This window comes from Leptolyngbya sp. BC1307 (assembly GCF_002286735.1).
In the GTDB taxonomy this organism is placed as follows: domain Bacteria; phylum Cyanobacteriota; class Cyanobacteriia; order Phormidesmidales; family Phormidesmidaceae; genus Phormidesmis.
Genome location: NZ_NRTA01000003.1, coordinates 55,451 through 71,709 on the forward strand (window position 1 = coordinate 55,451; position 16,259 = coordinate 71,709).

Below are 16,259 nucleotides of genomic sequence, written 5' to 3' on the forward strand. Positions count from 1 at the left end.
GCATGTAATTAGTCTTCCTGAGCTTGATTGAGAATCTCTTCAAAGCAGGCTTCGCCTACAGTAGAAGCCGGGCAGTCTGGGTCGCCAAACAAGTGTTCAGCAATCAGTCTGACTTCTTCAACTGGTTTATTAAAGCTGATTCTTTTGCGCTGGGCGATGGGCGGCGGCGAGGGTAGATTGGGAATGTACCTTTGCTCTACGTCTAGCTTTCTAGCGGTGGGCGCAACCGCTTTCCAAATGTTTTTGCTACCGCCAGAGACAGGCTCGCTAGTATCCACGGTTTTGACCTGGTCGAACATGGCAGCAGGCGTTGCTGCTTTGGCCTTTTTAGACCTTTGCTTTTCCTCTTTGGGCATTTGCTTCCATTTGCTGGTGTAGGTGGTAAATACCTTCAGGCCCTCTCTCATACGCTCTTTGACATGCAGATACAGATCAGAAGAAGCGTCAATGCCGCGTTTGGTTGTGGTAATCGGTAGCTTTCTGGCGTCTGTACTTTTGAAGTGAACAATGCCTGAAATAGAGATGTACTGCGGATGGTATCGGGGCACACCCGCTTCGCCCCAGCCGGTTAGCAGCGTCTTGTCGTTAGCGACGACGACCCGGTCATTACAGACACTCGTCCATCCGGCGGTATCTCTTTTTCGGCGCTTGCCTTCGGCGTTTTCAATTTCTTCGTAGCTGGGCAGCGCCCGATGAAACCCCACCGCCAGCTGAACCTCGACGTTTTCTTCGTAAGCTTCGTAGAGGTAGGGTGCGACGGCTTCTTTGTCGGTATTTTTCAGCTTTGAGAGGCCCTCCCATTGAAGGACTAGCGGTCTAGGCTTGACCGGTTTATCATTTACAGTGATTTGAAAGCCTTTGCCAATGATGTAGCTGTACAGCGCTTCTATCTCACCGGCAAGCATGTTTTGAAAAGTCTGGGTTGAGAGCTGCTTGGCCGCTTCGTCTCGCAGCGCCTGCACCTCTAAAGAAGTGCCGTTTCTACCGAGCGGGCTGTCTATTATCTCTAGCGGCAAATCCCAGGTTTCATCGCTTAGCAGCCAGTCTGGTTTAATGATGACCCTGAAGGATTCAGCTTCTGTTTGAGAAAAAACTTGAGCAGAGCGCCCCAGCTTAAAGAAGGCTCTCTTCATGCCAATGCCGTAGGTGCCGATGGTCAAGATATCGTCATCGTCGGTGATTTCTTTGGGCTTGCCCATTCTAAAGGCATAGCGCTGCGCGACATCGAGCGGGATGCCGCCGCAGTTGTCTTCTATTTTGAAAGACGTTTCGGAAACTTCTATTTTGGCCCAAAAGCCTTCGTAGGGCGTCTCTGAGGGCGCTTGGCCCCTAATTGTACGCTGAATGCCGTCTATGCAGTTATCGAGCAGGTCGAGAATGGCGTCCTTTAAATCGATATCTCGCGTCAGCATGTCTACGAAAAAATTCTTGGTCGGCGACGCATTAATCGAATCCATGCTCTCTCTACCGTTGAGGGTCTGCAATAGCTTTGCTGTAAACTTTATCGCAGCGCTCGGTTTCTACACCACTCATTGGCTGATAGCCGCTCTTTTCGTAGAGTTTCACGGCTTCGCGTAAGACGGTAGCGGTTTCTACCCAAACTTCTAAAAAGCCTTGAATAGCGGCGGCCTGCTCTAGCTGGGCTAGCAAAAACCGGCCCAAACCCTGCCCTCGCGCTGCTGGCAGCAGGTACATTTTGCGAATTTCGACGGCGTTTTGCCCGCGTTCGATGGGGTAGTAGCCACCAGTGCCAACGATCTGACCTGAGTGCTCTACGACCCAAAACTCGCCGCCGGTTTCTAGATAGTATTTTTCGACTTCTACGGCGTCTTGATCGCTACAGCCGCCGCAGTTGATTTCCCAGCCCAGGCCATATTCAGCTAGTACGGTTTTGATGACGTTGGCAGCAGTAGCGCGATCGCTCCTCACCCAATCTCGAATCAAAAAGTCCTTAAACTGTACCCGCATCAGCTATGCACCTCAGCTATGAATTCGGGGCTCAGGATGCAGCGTGCTCAACAGCTCACTCTCCACTTCTGCAAGCTCTACCAGGCGGTGATTGACCTGTTCAATATCAAAATAAGTCGTTGCTAATATCCAATAGCTGCCGTAATGCCGTGCTTCAGAAGCCATCAGAGAGCGGTAGAACTTGGCTAGCTCCAAGTCAGGGCAGTGCTCGCCCAATAGCCCAAGACGCTCATGGCTACGGGCTTCTATTAATGCCGATATCAGCAGCAAGTCCAACATGCGCTCAGGCTCATTTCGGCGCACGCACTTTTTTAGACCTGCGCCATAGGGCGGTGGCGGTACGGGCTGCAGGGGAATGCCGCGATTTTCCAACCACTGGTTGACCTGCTCGTAGTGGCTGAGTTCTTCTTGAGCGATCGCAACCAATTCCTTCACCAGCTTAGTGCTCGAAGGATAGCGCGACATCATCTGAATAGCCGTGCCCGCCGCCTTGCGCTCACATTGGGCGTGATCGAGCAGAATGGTGTCGATATTGGCCATCGCCTGTGCCACCCAAGCCTGAGAAGTCGGCGTCTTTAAAAACTTAATCGTTGGCTTAGCAGGGCTAGCGGAGACCAAAAGACTAAAATCCCGTCGAGACAAAAAGCTATTGTAAGGTCTAACCTGATCGACCGGCTAGCTCTGCTGCTGCAGGTGTTTCACCAAGCCCTCTAGACCCAGGCGATAGCTGTCTGCGCCGAATCCGCTGATTTGCCCAATAGCAACAGCCGCAATATAAGAGTGATGACGGAAAGCTTCTCGCTGGTGAATGTTGCTCAGGTGGACTTCGACCGTAGGGATTGCGACGGCAGCGATCGCATCTCGAATAGCCACACTGGTATGAGTGTAAGCCCCCGGATTAATCAAAATGCCCTGGTGGCGATCCAAAGCACTTTGAATCTCGTCCACCAGGCCACCTTCGTGATTTGACTGAAAAAAAGTCAGCTTCACCCCCAGCAAGTTCGCTATCTGGGTAAGTGAATCGTTAATATCTTGCAACGTTTGAGAACCGTAGACCGCTGGCTCTCGTCTGCCCAACAGGTTAAGATTCGGCCCGTGCAGGACTAGAATGCTCAGCAAAGCCATAGGTGTTACAGACTGCGCGCTTAGAGAACGAACCACACCAAGAAGCTTGTGCGAGCCATCTGCAAGCACGCTATCTATAGGCATTCATTCGTACAGGCTAGCCCAAAAGGCCGCTGACTAGAGCGCCACTGTCTACCGGTCAGCTAGTCAGATAAGTTAGCGACGACGCTGATTGCGGTCATCCACTGGGATAGGAATAGGCTCATGCTCAGGCTGCGTTTGGGGACCCAACAAGGCATCTACGACCTTGTCAATCCACTCTCTGAGCTTTTCGAGCGCCTTATCGATGTAATCCATGAGCTAGATTGCTCCCTCTCATCTGCTTTAGACAACTTACACTGGCGAGGCTGGTGATTTTGCACCACCACAACCAGGTAAAAATAATTTCGCGCTGTCAGAGCCGCTATGAAGCTCGAATGAAAGCCGCTTAAACTATGTATTCATGATAACCAATCGAGCGGAATGATCAAGGTGACCCTTGGGAGATTTTATATAACCTCCCTTATTTCTTTAGAAGTAGGTTTGCAGATACGGCTGAGAGTTAGTCACTATCTGACCCTGCTGGCTGACCCTGCTGGGCACTCTCGGCAGAAATTAGCTTGAGGCCAATGCCAACCGCAGCAGATTGACCGCGGTCAGGGCACTCTGCTGGCGAATCGAGTCGCGGCTGCGATCTGCCCCAAACAAACACTTTTCGCTGCGGGTGCCAGCGGCTGAAGACAGGCCAATGTACACCAGGCCCACTGGCTTTTCGGCGCTGCCGCCACCCGGCCCCGCAATGCCAGTGATGCTTACCCCCCAGTCTGTACCCAGGCGAGTGCGCACTCCAGCCGCCATGGCGATCGCCACTTCTGGGCTAACAGCCCCGCAGCGGGTCAGAACGTTAGCGTCAACGCCCAGCAGACTTTGCTTAACCCGATTGTCATAAGAAATGACACCGCCCCAAAAATAGCTAGAGCTGCCGGATACGGCTGTCATCATCTGACCCAAACCGCCGCCCGTACAAGATTCGGCTACGCTCATAGTGTGCCCTCGCCCAGCTAGTAAATAGCCGACTATGCTGGCTAAACTGTCATCCTCCTGGCCATAGCAGTCACTGCCGCCAATCTGCCGTAGCTTCGCAGCGACTGGCGCAATTAGCTCAGTTGCCGCAGCGACCGACTCAGCTTTAGCCGAAATCCGCAGCTTCACCTCGCCGCCACCGGCATAGGGCGCTACCGTTGGATTAGCTAAGTCTAGAAACGGTCGCACCTTTTCTGCCAGAGCAGATTCGCCAATTCCCCAAAACTTGAGCGTTTGGCTGTGGATAACGCCGTCTGCCCAGCTGTTGGCTTTCAGGTAAGGTACCGCCGTTGCCTGCCACATGGCCTGCATCTCTTGAGGCACCCCCGGAAAGGTCATGACCGTCAGCCCGGCTCTCGGCTGCCAGATCACACCCGGCGCAGTACCAATCGGATTGGGTAAGATGGCTGCGCCCTCAGGTAGCTGGGCTTGCCTGCGAGTAGCGGCGGTGAGCGGGCGGCCTCGCCGGGCAAATTTTTCTTCTAAATCAGCGATCGCTGCGGGTCGCTCTATCAGAGGAGCGTCAAAAAAATCGGCGAGGGTAGCCATCGTCAGATCGTCAGGAGTGGGGCCTAGCCCGCCAGTGAAGATCAGCAGCCGGGCCCGTTCGCAGGCGATCGCCACCGCGCGCTGAATTCGTAGCGGATTGTCACCTACCACCGTCTGATAGTGATGAGCAATGCCCAGATAGGCCAGCTGCTGAGCTAAATAGCGGGCATTGCCATTGACAATATCGCCGAGCAACAGCTCGGTGCCAATGCAGATGATTTCAGCACTCTGGGTCATGGCCTGCTTACTCACATGCGGCGGTGAAAGTGGCATTATAGCGTTGGTTAGGCAGGTTTTTCGGTGGGTAGCCAGTCAGCGATGAGACGTTTGAGCGATCGCGCAAAGCTCTGGGGGCTGCTGCTGAGCGGACTAATCTTTCGGGGCACAATCGCCTATTTTTTGCCGCCTGGGTTTGACGAAGCCTACTACTTTCTCTACACTCGCCATCTAGATTGGAGCTATTTTGACCATCCGCTGGCAGTAGCCTTTACCACTGGTGTGGGCGTTTGGCTGACGGGTATGGTCTCACCGTTCACGCTGCGCATCGGGGCATTGGCGCTATTTACAGGCAGTCTGTGGCTGCTGCATGAGACGGGCCGCTGGCTGTTTGGGCCGAGAGCCGGATGGCTGAGTACGGCTGTGGCGTCCTTATCACCGCTCTTTGTACTGACCTTTGGAACGCTGACTGCGCCAGACAACGCCCTGATTGTTTGCTGGAGCCTGGCACTGTATCTCTGCGCTCAAGAGTTCTTCCCGCCTGACGATGGGCCCTATCGGCCTACCGCTAAGCTGACGGCGATCGCCCTCGTCATCGGCCTGGCTTGTCTGAGTAAGTATCACGGCTTTTTGCTGGGTCTGAGCCTGGTGTGCTTTTGCCTGAGTAGCCATCGCCATCGCTGCGCTTTGCGTTCTCGGTGGATGGGGATGGGTCTACTACTGTTTGGCCTTTGTCTGGTGCCCATCTTGTCCTGGAACAGTCGCCACGAGTGGATTTCGTTTCAGTTTCAGCTCGCTGGTCGCTTTGCTGGGCAGGCTAATAGCTATTCGCTGACTGATGGCTTAGGCGTCTTCTTAGCGGAGATCGGCTTTTTATTCCCGACGCTGGGACTGCCGCTTTGGTGGGTGAGTATTAAAGTGCTATTAAAGCGACTTTCGCAGGCTGTATCGCCTCGGGTGGCTCTGGTGCTCTGGTGCGGTTTGCCTGTAGCTGTAGGCTTTACGCTGCTGGGCGGACTGACCCGCGTCTATCCGGCCTGGCCAGCACCGGGGCTATGGAGTCTGACGCTGTTGCTGGGGCACACGGCTGCTAGCTGGCCCAAAGCTCAGGTACGGCGTTGGCTGCTAGGAACCGGGTTGGCAGTCGGGATAGTGCTGCTATTTGCGCTGACGCATATTACGCTGGGCACGCTGCAAACGCCTGGCAAGTACGCTTTGTTTGGCGGTTTTGTCACACCCGAGCAAGATCCTTCGACGGCTTTAATTGACACCAAGCAGCTACGCCAGCAGTTCATGCAGTCAGATGAACTGCTGGCGGCAATTTCTACCACTGACTTTATCTTTACGCAGGCGTTTTGGCTGAGCGGATATGTGGCGATCGCCCTTCCCCCATCAACCGACTTACCGGTGACCAGCTTTACCCAAGATCCACGCGGCCACGCTTTTTGGTTTGATTCTCAAGATTGGCTAGGCAAAGATGCGCTGTTCGTTAGCATTGCTGACTTTTCTCAGGTGGCGGCTGTGGCGGCGATTACGCCCTACTTTCAAGCGGTCACGCCCCTGATGCAGCTCACCACCCAGCGCGGCGGTACAAAGACAGAAACCTTCTACCTGTACAGAGCCCATCGGCTGATTCGGCCCTATCTGTACCCTTATTAAATTTATCTGACTGGCTTTATCTGGCTAGCTTTATCTGGCTAGCTTTATTTGGCGTGGCGCATTGCCCGCCACCCGGTGTAGCTCAGCAGTACGGTAGAGGCAAAGGCAAAAGGAATGCCTGCCCGCAGCCCCGAAAAGGCCATAGCTAAGCTCCCTACCCATAGGGCCAGCGCGTAAATAAACAGAACGGTAAAGCGATGTGAAAACCCAGCATTGAGCAGCCGGTGATGCAAATGGCGCTTATCAGCTACAAAAGGCGATAGTCCCCGGCGCAGCCGCAGCAAAATCACCGTTGACATATCTAAAATGGGCACTGCCAGCGTCAGTGAGGGCAGCAGCACCGCTACCGTCGTCACCCCTTTCACTAAGCCAATTACGCCAACACCGGCCAGGGTGAAGCCAATAAAGTAGGCCCCGCCATCGCCCATGAAAATCTGCGCCGGGTTAAAGTTGTAGCGCAAAAAGGCCAGTGAGCCGCCAGCTAGGGCTGCGGCAATCAGCGCGGCGGCTGGCTGTCCCATATACAGGCTAACGACGGCCAGCACCACCGCTGCAATGCCCGACACCCCAGCGGCTAATCCATCTAATCCATCAATCCAGTTGATGGCATTGGCCATACCCACTAGCCAGAATATGGTCACAATTAGGCTCAGCCAGTCTGGCAGTTGCGTAATGCCGTTACCCACTAGGGGAATGGTCAAAAAATGAATATCGACACCAACATACCAGGCGATCGCCGCCACCGCAGACTGCATAACCAGCCGACTGATTGCCGAGAGTCCGAACAGATCGTCAATGAGGCCAATCAGAAAAAAGGCTAGGCCGCCCAGCGTCACGCCCCAGATAGAATAGTCAGCGACTCGATCTAGGGGCTCGCCATCGACGCTGGTGAACCCGCCTGAGGCCCACACCATTAGCAACGCCGCTAAAACACCCACAAAAATTGAAACACCGCCCAGTCTTACCATGGGTTGAGTATGGACTTTTCGGTTGCCAGGCAAATCGACTCTGCCGCTAGCGAGCCCGGCCTTTTTAACCAATGGAGTCAGTAGCAGAACTATGATTGCTGATACGGCAAAAGCGAGCAGATGATAGAACGGGAACGCCATCAGAAGCAGGTCATGTAGGGTGGGCAATGCTGTCACCCCTTCTCTACCACTTGCTACAAGCTCAACAAGTACAGAGCTGGACCTTCTTGAGGATTTTGACCCGGCGACGCGCTTTACGATCGGGTGAGCCAAAAAGCTAACTGCTGGCAGTGACCAACCAGGAATATACCGCAGTCGTTCAGGAGAAGGGGTTTTAGGTCTACTCGGCGACAGTATACCCCTTTACCATTTACCTGAAGCAAGAAAATTATCAACGGTTTCTCATATAGAGAGAGTCCGCTAGATACAGTCCGCTAGATACAGTCCACTACACCAGCGCAGGCTCAGCTACCTGTAAGTGAGGGTAAAGCGGAAAGCGATCGCACAGCGCCCCTACCCGTCGCCGACAGTCACTCGCGACCGCGCTATCGTCCGGGCTAAGTAAGCAGTCAGCCAAAATATTCGCAATCTCGACGAACTCGGATTCACCCATGCCCCGCGTCGTCATGGCTGGCGTCCCCAAACGCAGCCCGCTGGTGACAAACGGCGACTCTGGATCAAAGGGCACTGTATTTTTATTCGCCGTGATATTGACCTGGCTGACCAGGGCATCGGCACGCTTACCGGTCATGCCAATCGAGCGTAAGTCCATCAGCACCAGGTGATTGTCAGTGCCGTCAGAGACAACTTTAATCCCACGCTTTTGCAGCTGAGCAGCTAATGCCTGGGCGTTTTTGATCACCTGCTGGCAGTAGCTCTGAAAGTCAGGGCTGAGCGCCTCGCCGAAAGCGACTGCCTTGCCCGCGATCACATGCTCTAAAGGCCCGCCCTGACTGCCGGGGAATACCGCCTTATCAAACTTTTTGCCCAGCGCTTCGTCATTGGTGAGAATTAGCCCACCACGCGGCCCTCGCAAGGTTTTATGAGTGGTGGTGGTGACGACATGGCAGTGAGGCAGCGGATTGGGATGGCAGCCGGTAGCCACTAGCCCAGCAATATGGGCAATGTCGGCCATCAGGTATGCGCCCACTTCATCGGCGATCGCTCTGAACCGATCAAAGTGAATTGTCCGAGGGTAAGCCGAATAGCCACAGATAATCATCTTCGGCTGGTGCTCTAAGGCAATTTTACGAATCTCGTCAAAGTCGAGTTGCTCAGTTTCGCGGCTAACGCCGTACTGCACCACGTTAAACCACTTGCCTGAAAAGTTGACGGAGGAGCCGTGGGTGAGGTGACCGCCGTGGGATAAATCCATCCCCAGAATGGTGTCGCCAGGTTTGAGCAGGGCCAGAAATACTGCAAAGTTGGCCTGAGCGCCTGAGTGCGGCTGCACATTGGCATGAGCCGCGCCAAAGAGCTGCTTAACCCGGTCTATCGCTAGCTGCTCAGCGCGATCAATAAACTCGCAGCCGCCGTAATAGCGCTTACCCGGCAGCCCTTCGGCGTACTTATTAGTCAGCACAGACCCTTGCGCTGCCATCACTGCCGGAGAGGTAAAGTTTTCACTGGCAATTAGCTCCAGGTGGGTCTGCTGGCGGTTTAGCTCCTGGTCAATAATAGCGGCGATCGCCGGGTCGCCCTGCTGCAAAAAGTCAACGTTAGCCTTTGTCATCTGCTTACCCTCTCGATATAACTAAACCCTTGCCCGGCAATGCACGCAAAAAATACGCCAGACGCCCATACCCCTCAGCAGCTTATCAAACAGTCAGCTTGTAGGCCCTTAAAAGCCGCTGGAAACCTACAAAGCCATCAAAAAACCGATCCAAACTTGCGATGAACCTTTTGAGTCATGGCTTTTACGAGGTCTTCACATGAGGGTTTTATGATAGCCTGCCGCCTACCTGGACTGACGGGCCAACCACTATCAATTCCATGTTTTTCCTTCATAGAAGGCAATCAGCAAGCTGGATAGATGGCTGGTTTTTCTCAGCTATGGCCTGTGAAGCGATTAGAGAAACTCAGAATATCTGCCAAAATGTAACGCTTTGAAACATATAATGAGGAAATTACGCATTGTTGAGCGCGTGTATCGACGCCCTCATGCCTGGCCGCTGTAAATAGCTGCTGTTGCCTGTCAAAGTCCGGCGCTCAGGGGCCGTTCTTAGAGGCAGCTCTCTCGTCGTACGGTCCCAGATTAACCTCACCTGACAACCCTTGCTCGAAGAAACTTACTCAAAAAAACTTGCCCAACCGGCCTTAACCCTGAAGAGGCTGCATGCCCCCGTCTTTAGTCTTGGCGTTAAGCCTAAATGAAGGGGCTAGGAAGACTCGGCTGCGAGCAACGGTATAGAACTAGCCCAGCGGCACTGTTGGCGTATAAAGTAATGAAAGCGATGCGCTTGGTATTTACCGCTTTGGCCCAGTCGCCAACTTTAGCAAGCCCGCTTAGGAAAGCGTTTCTGAGTGGGCGGGCTTACGGCTGTCAGTTCACAGCGCTTGGCTTGCTAGCACAGTCCTCGATTACAAAATCTTTGTTTTTTTGGGCCAGCGGTTCGGTCGAAGGCAATCCTCGGCCAGAGGCGGCTTGCGATATCAGACTCTACTCCCAACAGCTTTGGCTAGATTGGGCTTTGGCTAGATTGGCCACCTGCTACTGTTCATTTTTTTCCAGTTTGAGGCGTTGATGCTGCAACTGACCCATCCTTCAACTACTGCCATTCCTAAGTGTGTCACGCTTCAGGAGTCTTACGAGCAGTGCCGTCAAATCACCGCAGAGTGTTCTAAAACGTTTTACATGGGAACGCTGCTCATGCCTGAGGCTAAGCGCCGGGCAATCTGGGCTATTTACGTTTGGTGCAGGCGTACTGACGAACTGGTCGATGGACCCCAGGCAAAGTTCACTACCGAAAGCACCTTAGATCACTGGGAGTCTCAGCTAGAGATGCTGTTTTCGGGCCATCCAAAAGATGACCTCGATGTGGCCATGGTCGATACGCTAGAGCGATTCGATCTAGATATTCAGCCTTTTAGAGACATGATTGCGGGTCAGCGAATGGATCTGCACCGATCGCGCTATGAGACCTTTGATGAGCTGAAGCTCTACTGCTACCGGGTGGCGGGCACGGTGGGTCTGATGTCTACTACGGTGATGGGAATGGATACCGCCATTAACGCTGCGCCCTGGCGACGGCTAAACCCAGTGGCACCCCCCATCAAAGAGGCGGTTTCGCTCGGCATTGCCAATCAGCTCACTAATATTTTGCGAGATGTAGGGGAAGATGCCAGACGCGATCGCATCTATCTACCCCTAGAAGATCTGGCCCTGTTTGACTATACCGAAGAAGATCTGTTCAACGGGGTGATTGATGATCGCTGGCGGGCGCTGATGCGGTTTCAAATCCAGCGATCGCTTAAATATTATCAAGAAGCCGAGAGCGGCATCGGTAGGCTGCACCCCAATGCACGCTGGCCCGTCTGGTCAGCCTTGATGCTTTACCGCAAAATCTTAAACGTAATTGTTGAAAACGACTACGACGTCTTTAATCGCAGGGCCTTTGTTCCTAAAACTCGTAAGCTGCTATGCCTACCGCAAGCGCTGGTCCGAGCGAGAGTCTCTTAGCGCTTCAAGAGGCAACCCCTTATAAACAAATGGCCAGAAAAATGGATAAAAAAAGCCCAAACAAAAAAGGCAGACTGATTTGACAGACTGCCCTGATGGGTACGCAATAGGGAATGACTTAAAAATCGATGGCCAAAAATCTAGGAAGGGGTAGTCTGTGCAGCTAACATTTCCTTTAGCTTTGCCAAATCCTGCGCCCAGCGAGGATCGGGTTCTGCAGAAGCCGTTTGAGTTTCAGAGACGACAGTATTAGTATTAGAATTGCCACGACGAGCGGCCTTTTTGCTACCGCTGCTGCGACGGCTACCGCCTTCACCTGACTCCTCATCGCCTTCCTTATTGGTGCGGGGCATGGCTTTTTCAACCTTTAGCGTAGCGTCTTGAAGCGAATAGCCGTTATATTTTTCGACGAGAGCATCTGCAATTTCGTCAGTTTTAGCGGTGACAAAACCAAAGCCTCGACATTTTCCAGTCTTGCGATCTGAAATCAGCTTCACAGAGACCAAATTGTCGGTTTCTTCAGCAAAGATAGCTTCAAATGCTTCGTGCTCCAAGTCTCTAGGCAAATTGCCAAAATATAGACGAACTGACATGGGGGTGACCTCTAGTTTCTAAATTTAACAACAAGCCTCAGGAGCGCTCAGAAGTAATCCGCTGATGATGCTTTACCCGTGGAAGTATGAAAAACTTTCTATCGCAACGTCTCTTGAAAGACCAGTTCGGTCTTTGACAACCCATACCAGCTTGCCTAGACCTCTCCTGTCCGCCCTACTCAACCGGTTAACAAGACTTCTGCGCAGCCTCACTCTCAACAACGATAGCCTTATAGCTCCATACTCAGCCTATCATTTGAGAGGAAGGATTCATTTCTTACTTGACCTTCACTAAAGTATCACGATGTCTGTAGCCAGACCAGACGATCAAGCCAGCTAAGAGAAGCGCTGAACCCTCGAAATGCTCCCTGCACTGGGCTTTTTGTGAGGCCGCTACAGCGTTAGTAGTTTAGAGAGAAAATCGGCCAAAATAAAAACCAGCCGATCAAACCGGCTGGCTCATTATGCTGTGTTGAGAGTAGGAGAACCCGCGCCTGAAGATTAAGCTGGCTGACTATGAAAACATCGCTGCCCGGCTTACTTTCTAGACTTAACAAGTTCCTACGCGAAACATAACATTATTTTATATATTTCGCAACATTTCTTTATGCTTCCGCCAGGCTGACGACCTTCCTGGGCATTAGCTGCTGCTTTGGATTAACAGGCAGAGTCCCAGTCCGCAGGCGGCGATCGCTAGCAGCAATGAGTGAATCGGATGAGCCGCTTGAATTAAGCTACCGTTCGAGCTGTTGTTGTCTAATCGAATTTTGTCAATATCTAACCAGGGCTGATTTCCCCGGCGAAACCAACCGAGTACTTGAACGGACTGTCCGAACCAAGCAGCGGGTTTGCGGCCTAACCCAATGACATTGCCCAGCGGGCCAAGCGCTGTGAAGAAGTGGAGCTTGAGCAAGCCAGATGACGTTTTTAGCAGCAGATCCTGGCCTAGCCAGTTGGCCAGTTCAGGTCTGCCGGTGACTGTTCCGGAGAGTCTGGCCGGCAGGCTATTCGACGGCAATAGGTCAGGGTCATTTACCCAGTCAGGCAACGCTTGGGTAGGCGGCATCGCATAAGACAGATCGGGAAAGAAACGATTGATGCGCAGCGCTGTACCTACCCCTAAGCCTAGCAGCAGGCAGCATTGAAATAGCCCGATGTCTTGGTTCATCCAGGCTAGCACTTGCCAATCGAGCAGCTGAGCAAGGGCACCGACCAGCCATAGCCCCAGCCCGGTAGCTACCCCTATTGCCAGGCCAAAAAAAGGCGTTCCCTGGCTGATGAGCTGAGACCAGTCTGAGGCTGAGAGCCCTTTACGGCGCGGGGGTACCTCTATCTGCATTTCTAAATCTAGCTGCCAGTGTTTGGCATAGGCCATAACCAGCCGCAGGCGATCGCCCAGTGGCGGCTGAGCAGCTCGTACACTCATCCAATCTCGTAACGGATTGAGACTATCCCAGGCGTATAGCTGGCCCAACGGTAAGCTGCCGTAAAGCTGCTGGCGAGACAGATCGGCAGAGACGGGTAATAGCAAGGCTAGGCTCTCTATTAAGGGAAGTGTGTAGCCCTGCTGTTCAACGCTGGCCGCTAGAGCGAAAGACAGCTTGGCCAGAGCCCGGGCAAGACCGTTGGGGTTACCGGTGATTTCTGCTGCATCGCGATCGCCGTAGTAGGTTCGTACTCGGCTCGGCCAGAGCCCCGGCAGTCGCATCAGCCAAAAAATGCTGTAGCTCAAGTTAGCTAGGGTGCCCGCTGCGATTTTGATCGGTTTAGGCTTACCGGCCCCCCACAGCGCTAGCTGCCAGTAAGCCTGATGAAATAGCTGAAGAATTAGGCTCTGAGCTGAGAGCAGCGGCCAGTACCAGACCTTCCAGTGAGAAATTTCATAGGCGACCAGCGCTGCAATCTCATCGGCGGCTAGCTGAGAGAGCAACCCCTGAGAGACCACCAGCCTGGCCTGGCGCGGATGCCAGCCGTAAGAAAAGATCAGCGGCACCTCAGTAGGTAACTGCCACAGCGTAGGCAGTTGCCAGCGGCGCTGCTGACACTGTCTACTCAGAAGGGTCACCGCCTCTGCCGAATAGGTACGCAACTGCTGGCTAGAAAGGGGTTGCCTATCGGCTGTTGCCTGTAGCCAAATATCCCACAGCCAGGGAGAGGCGATCGCAATGCCAACCAGACTGCCTAGAAGCACCCAGGCAGAGTTCAGAAAAGTCGCCGGTATTTGACTGACGCCAAACGGCAAAATGCTGTCTAGAAAGTTTAGATAGCCATTGGTTAGCGCGATCGCACCGTAAATTAAAGAGCGCAGGAAAAAATAAAAGGCAATTGCGCCGCCGATCTGCGCCGTTCGTAGCTGGCCGCGCTTGAGTTTTCCGAGCGAGCGCCCCTGGGCCAGGCGACCTGCGTAAACCCGTTGGTAGCCCGCCTCTGAGTCCGCTGCTTGAGAGGGTTTGCTCTCGTCTTGTAAAGCTGTGACTGCCCTATCCTCATCGGTTGGGGCCGCTGCAATCTCACCATTGAGATAGGCATAGTGAAACATAGAGACTTGAGCATCTGAGCGCTCATCGGCCTGATCAGCCTGACTGTCGGATTGACCGACTGGCAACGGTTTGGCTAAATCAAGCTCAGGCTGACGAGCTTGGGAGGGGGGTGCGATCGCCTCATCGGGCGCAATTGGCTGAAAGCCGCTGAGATTTTGGATCGGTTGAGTAATCTGGCGCTCAATTTTGGTGAGAATAGCGGCTGCCCACTGCTGCGCGGCTAATTTTGGGCTCTGGCTGATTTCTTGACAGAGCGATCGCGCCCTCTGCCAGTCTTTTTGGGCCATGTAAGTGCGCACCAAACCCATCTTGGCCTTCATCCGATAAGCCTGATTGGTCGTACGGCTCAGCTGTGACAGGGACGCTGTCGCCTGCTCGTAAGCCCCCTGCTGATAGGCAGTCATCCCCGTTTTGAGCAATTGTTCTAACTCTGCTACAGCTGTCATGGGCCTCTTAATCGGTAGCGTCTGATCAGGTGCCCACTGGCGGGCACAGTTCAGAGTACGCAGATCCCGATGAAAGATAACCTCTCAACGCAGCCAGTAGCATTCACCGCTTTTCACTGCTTTCTTGTCAAAAGCTTGAACCTGGTCGGTTATTCCTGGTCCAGTAAGGTTTCGACCAGCCCGTAGAGACTTTCTTCACTTTCACTGGCCATTTGCCGATCTTTGAGATCGATCAGTCCCTGCGCCAGCTGAGCGGCGCGCTTTTTGTAAACGGTGTTGGCAGCGAGCAGATCGGTGAAGACCTCTTGCTCAACTTCTGTACGACTGGCTTCTTCAGAAATCGGTGAGGCGTAACCTGCTTCATCCACGTCATAACGCAGTAGAAAAATCAGCGCGTTGCATTGTTCTTGTAGCTGCTTTTGGAGCGATCGCGTATCTAGCTCTAGTCGGTCAAAGCCGACGGTGCCGGTGATCCGTAGCTCGACGATAGGCTGCTGTTCTGGGACGACTTCTTTGGATTTGATAGCTTTGGTGAGGAGGGCGATCGCACCTGTCTCCACGGCCTCTATCGGATCTTGGCCGCGCATTTTTAGCTGTAGTCGATGAATGGGCCGCTGATGGTAGTCGGTCTTTAGCTCAGCGCGAACGCCCGTACTATCAATCTCAACTAGATACGCGCCGCGCTCAAACTGGCTTTCTTCTACGTTGTTCGCTTCTAGCGAGCCGGGGTTAAAAATCCAGTTATCTTCTGAGTAATTTTTGTGAATGTGACCCAGCGCTAAGTAGTCAATTCCTGCTTTTTTGAGCGGCAGCACTTCGCCGTAGCGCAACGCCCCCGAGTAGCGAGCAATCTGCCCTTCTAACCCATGATGAAAGAGCAAAATAGACGGCCCAGGGGCAGGTGGCAAATCGCCCAGCGCCTTTGCGATTTGCTCAATCGCCCGAGGCGCAGCCGCACCATACCAGTTAGAGCCTAATACGCGTACGCCGCAGGCGAGGTCAATATATCCGCCCTTCTGAGTCTCTTCGTCCCAATGGGCATAAAATGGCTCACCGTCGCTGACGTTCCCCGGCTCCAGAAGTTTGAGCAGTCCCCAGTCTGACAGGTATCGCAGCCAGCTCGACTTAGTACCGTAGGGTGCGTTGTCGTGATTGCCCTCGATTGCCAGCACGGGAATATTCGCTTCCTGGAGAATTCGCAGACAAATTTGCGCCTGGTTGAGAATAGCGGGCTTAATATTGCGATGCTCGAACAGATCGCCGCCAATAATGACAAAATCTACTGCCTCACCCACAGCGTATTTGGCAAACACGTCTTGCAGGGCGTAGAAAAAGTCCAGCGTGCGCTGCTTGCTGTCGTAGCGGTCAAAACCGAGGTGAATATCGGAGATATGCAGAAATTTTGGCATGTCTCAATGTTAAAAAAGTGGCGAAGCAGCTCTTGTAGGATAGCC

The 16,259-nt window shown here is 53.3% G+C and carries 13 protein-coding genes; 2 read left to right on the top strand and 11 right to left on the bottom strand.

Annotated elements, in window-relative coordinates:
* Positions 1–8 precede the first annotated feature (8 nt).
* The 6 genes from CKL79_RS02795 to CKL79_RS02815 form a co-directional block, all read right to left on the bottom strand.
* Positions 9–1,457: an ATP-binding protein gene (locus tag CKL79_RS02795; RefSeq protein ID WP_121968062.1), complete on the bottom strand. Its 1,449-nt coding sequence runs from the start codon at positions 1,455–1,457 to the stop codon at positions 9–11.
* 7 nt (positions 1,458–1,464) lie between these two features.
* Entirely contained in the window at positions 1,465–1,968 is a 504-nt protein-coding gene (locus CKL79_RS02800) for a GNAT family N-acetyltransferase (protein ID WP_121968063.1), read from the bottom strand.
* Between the two features lie 12 nt (positions 1,969–1,980).
* Complete coding sequence (miaE, locus tag CKL79_RS02805) at positions 1,981–2,586, bottom strand: tRNA isopentenyl-2-thiomethyl-A-37 hydroxylase MiaE (RefSeq protein WP_121968187.1); 606 nt, start codon at positions 2,584–2,586, stop codon at positions 1,981–1,983.
* A gap of 57 nt (positions 2,587–2,643) precedes the next feature.
* Complete coding sequence (gene aroQ / locus CKL79_RS02810) at positions 2,644–3,093, bottom strand: type II 3-dehydroquinate dehydratase (protein WP_121968064.1); 450 nt, start codon at positions 3,091–3,093, stop codon at positions 2,644–2,646.
* A gap of 156 nt (positions 3,094–3,249) precedes the next feature.
* Positions 3,250–3,390, bottom strand: coding sequence for a hypothetical protein (locus CKL79_RS23030; RefSeq protein ID WP_170943943.1), 141 nt, complete (start codon positions 3,388–3,390; stop codon positions 3,250–3,252).
* A gap of 297 nt (positions 3,391–3,687) precedes the next feature.
* Entirely contained in the window at positions 3,688–4,977 is a 1,290-nt protein-coding gene (locus CKL79_RS02815; protein ID WP_240518605.1) for a competence/damage-inducible protein A, read from the bottom strand.
* Positions 4,978–5,004: 27 nt separating this feature from the next.
* Between CKL79_RS02815 and CKL79_RS02820 the strand changes: the two genes are divergently transcribed.
* Positions 5,005–6,579, top strand: coding sequence for a glycosyltransferase family 39 protein (locus CKL79_RS02820; RefSeq protein WP_240518606.1), 1,575 nt, complete (start codon positions 5,005–5,007; stop codon positions 6,577–6,579).
* Between the two features lie 44 nt (positions 6,580–6,623).
* On the opposite strand, the gene CKL79_RS02825 is transcribed toward CKL79_RS02820, so the two are convergent.
* Positions 6,624–7,688 (bottom strand): MraY family glycosyltransferase, encoded by a 1,065-nt coding sequence (locus CKL79_RS02825; RefSeq protein WP_121968066.1) that lies wholly within the window; start codon positions 7,686–7,688, stop codon positions 6,624–6,626.
* 307 nt (positions 7,689–7,995) lie between these two features.
* Positions 7,996–9,279, bottom strand: a complete 1,284-nt coding sequence (gene glyA / locus CKL79_RS02830; RefSeq protein WP_121968067.1) for a serine hydroxymethyltransferase — start codon at positions 9,277–9,279, stop codon at positions 7,996–7,998.
* A 1,011-nt stretch (positions 9,280–10,290) separates the two neighbouring features.
* Between glyA and crtB the strand changes: the two genes are divergently transcribed.
* A complete protein-coding gene (crtB, locus tag CKL79_RS02840) occupies positions 10,291–11,226 on the top strand; it encodes a 15-cis-phytoene synthase CrtB (protein WP_121968069.1) in 936 nt (311 codons plus the stop codon).
* A gap of 140 nt (positions 11,227–11,366) precedes the next feature.
* Here crtB and CKL79_RS02845 read toward each other — a convergent pair whose 3' ends face one another.
* The 3 genes from CKL79_RS02845 to CKL79_RS02855 form a co-directional block, all read right to left on the bottom strand.
* Entirely contained in the window at positions 11,367–11,819 is a 453-nt protein-coding gene (locus CKL79_RS02845; protein WP_121968070.1) for an RNA-binding protein, read from the bottom strand.
* 640 nt (positions 11,820–12,459) lie between these two features.
* A complete protein-coding gene (locus CKL79_RS02850) occupies positions 12,460–14,805 on the bottom strand; it encodes a M48 family metalloprotease (protein ID WP_121968071.1) in 2,346 nt (781 codons plus the stop codon).
* Between the two features lie 149 nt (positions 14,806–14,954).
* Entirely contained in the window at positions 14,955–16,214 is a 1,260-nt protein-coding gene (locus CKL79_RS02855) for an exonuclease SbcCD subunit D (protein WP_121968072.1), read from the bottom strand.
* Between the last annotated feature and the right edge of the window lie 45 nt (positions 16,215–16,259).

Coding starts and splice junctions, on each gene's coding strand:
- CKL79_RS02795 (WP_121968062.1), bottom strand. CDS start 1,457: ATGGATTCGATTAATGCGTCGCCGACCAAGAATTTTTTCGTAGACATG.
- CKL79_RS02800 (WP_121968063.1), bottom strand. CDS start 1,968: ATGCGGGTACAGTTTAAGGACTTTTTGATTCGAGATTGGGTGAGGAGC.
- aroQ (WP_121968064.1), bottom strand. CDS start 3,093: ATGGCTTTGCTGAGCATTCTAGTCCTGCACGGGCCGAATCTTAACCTG.
- CKL79_RS23030 (WP_170943943.1), bottom strand. CDS start 3,390: ATGGATTACATCGATAAGGCGCTCGAAAAGCTCAGAGAGTGGATTGAC.
- CKL79_RS02815 (WP_240518605.1), bottom strand. CDS start 4,977: ATGCCACTTTCACCGCCGCATGTGAGTAAGCAGGCCATGACCCAGAGT.
- CKL79_RS02825 (WP_121968066.1), bottom strand. CDS start 7,688: ATGGCGTTCCCGTTCTATCATCTGCTCGCTTTTGCCGTATCAGCAATC.
- glyA (WP_121968067.1), bottom strand. CDS start 9,279: ATGACAAAGGCTAACGTTGACTTTTTGCAGCAGGGCGACCCGGCGATC.
- crtB (WP_121968069.1), top strand. CDS start 10,291: ATGCTGCAACTGACCCATCCTTCAACTACTGCCATTCCTAAGTGTGTC.
- CKL79_RS02845 (WP_121968070.1), bottom strand. CDS start 11,819: ATGTCAGTTCGTCTATATTTTGGCAATTTGCCTAGAGACTTGGAGCAC.
- CKL79_RS02850 (WP_121968071.1), bottom strand. CDS start 14,805: ATGACAGCTGTAGCAGAGTTAGAACAATTGCTCAAAACGGGGATGACT.
- CKL79_RS02855 (WP_121968072.1), bottom strand. CDS start 16,214: ATGCCAAAATTTCTGCATATCTCCGATATTCACCTCGGTTTTGACCGC.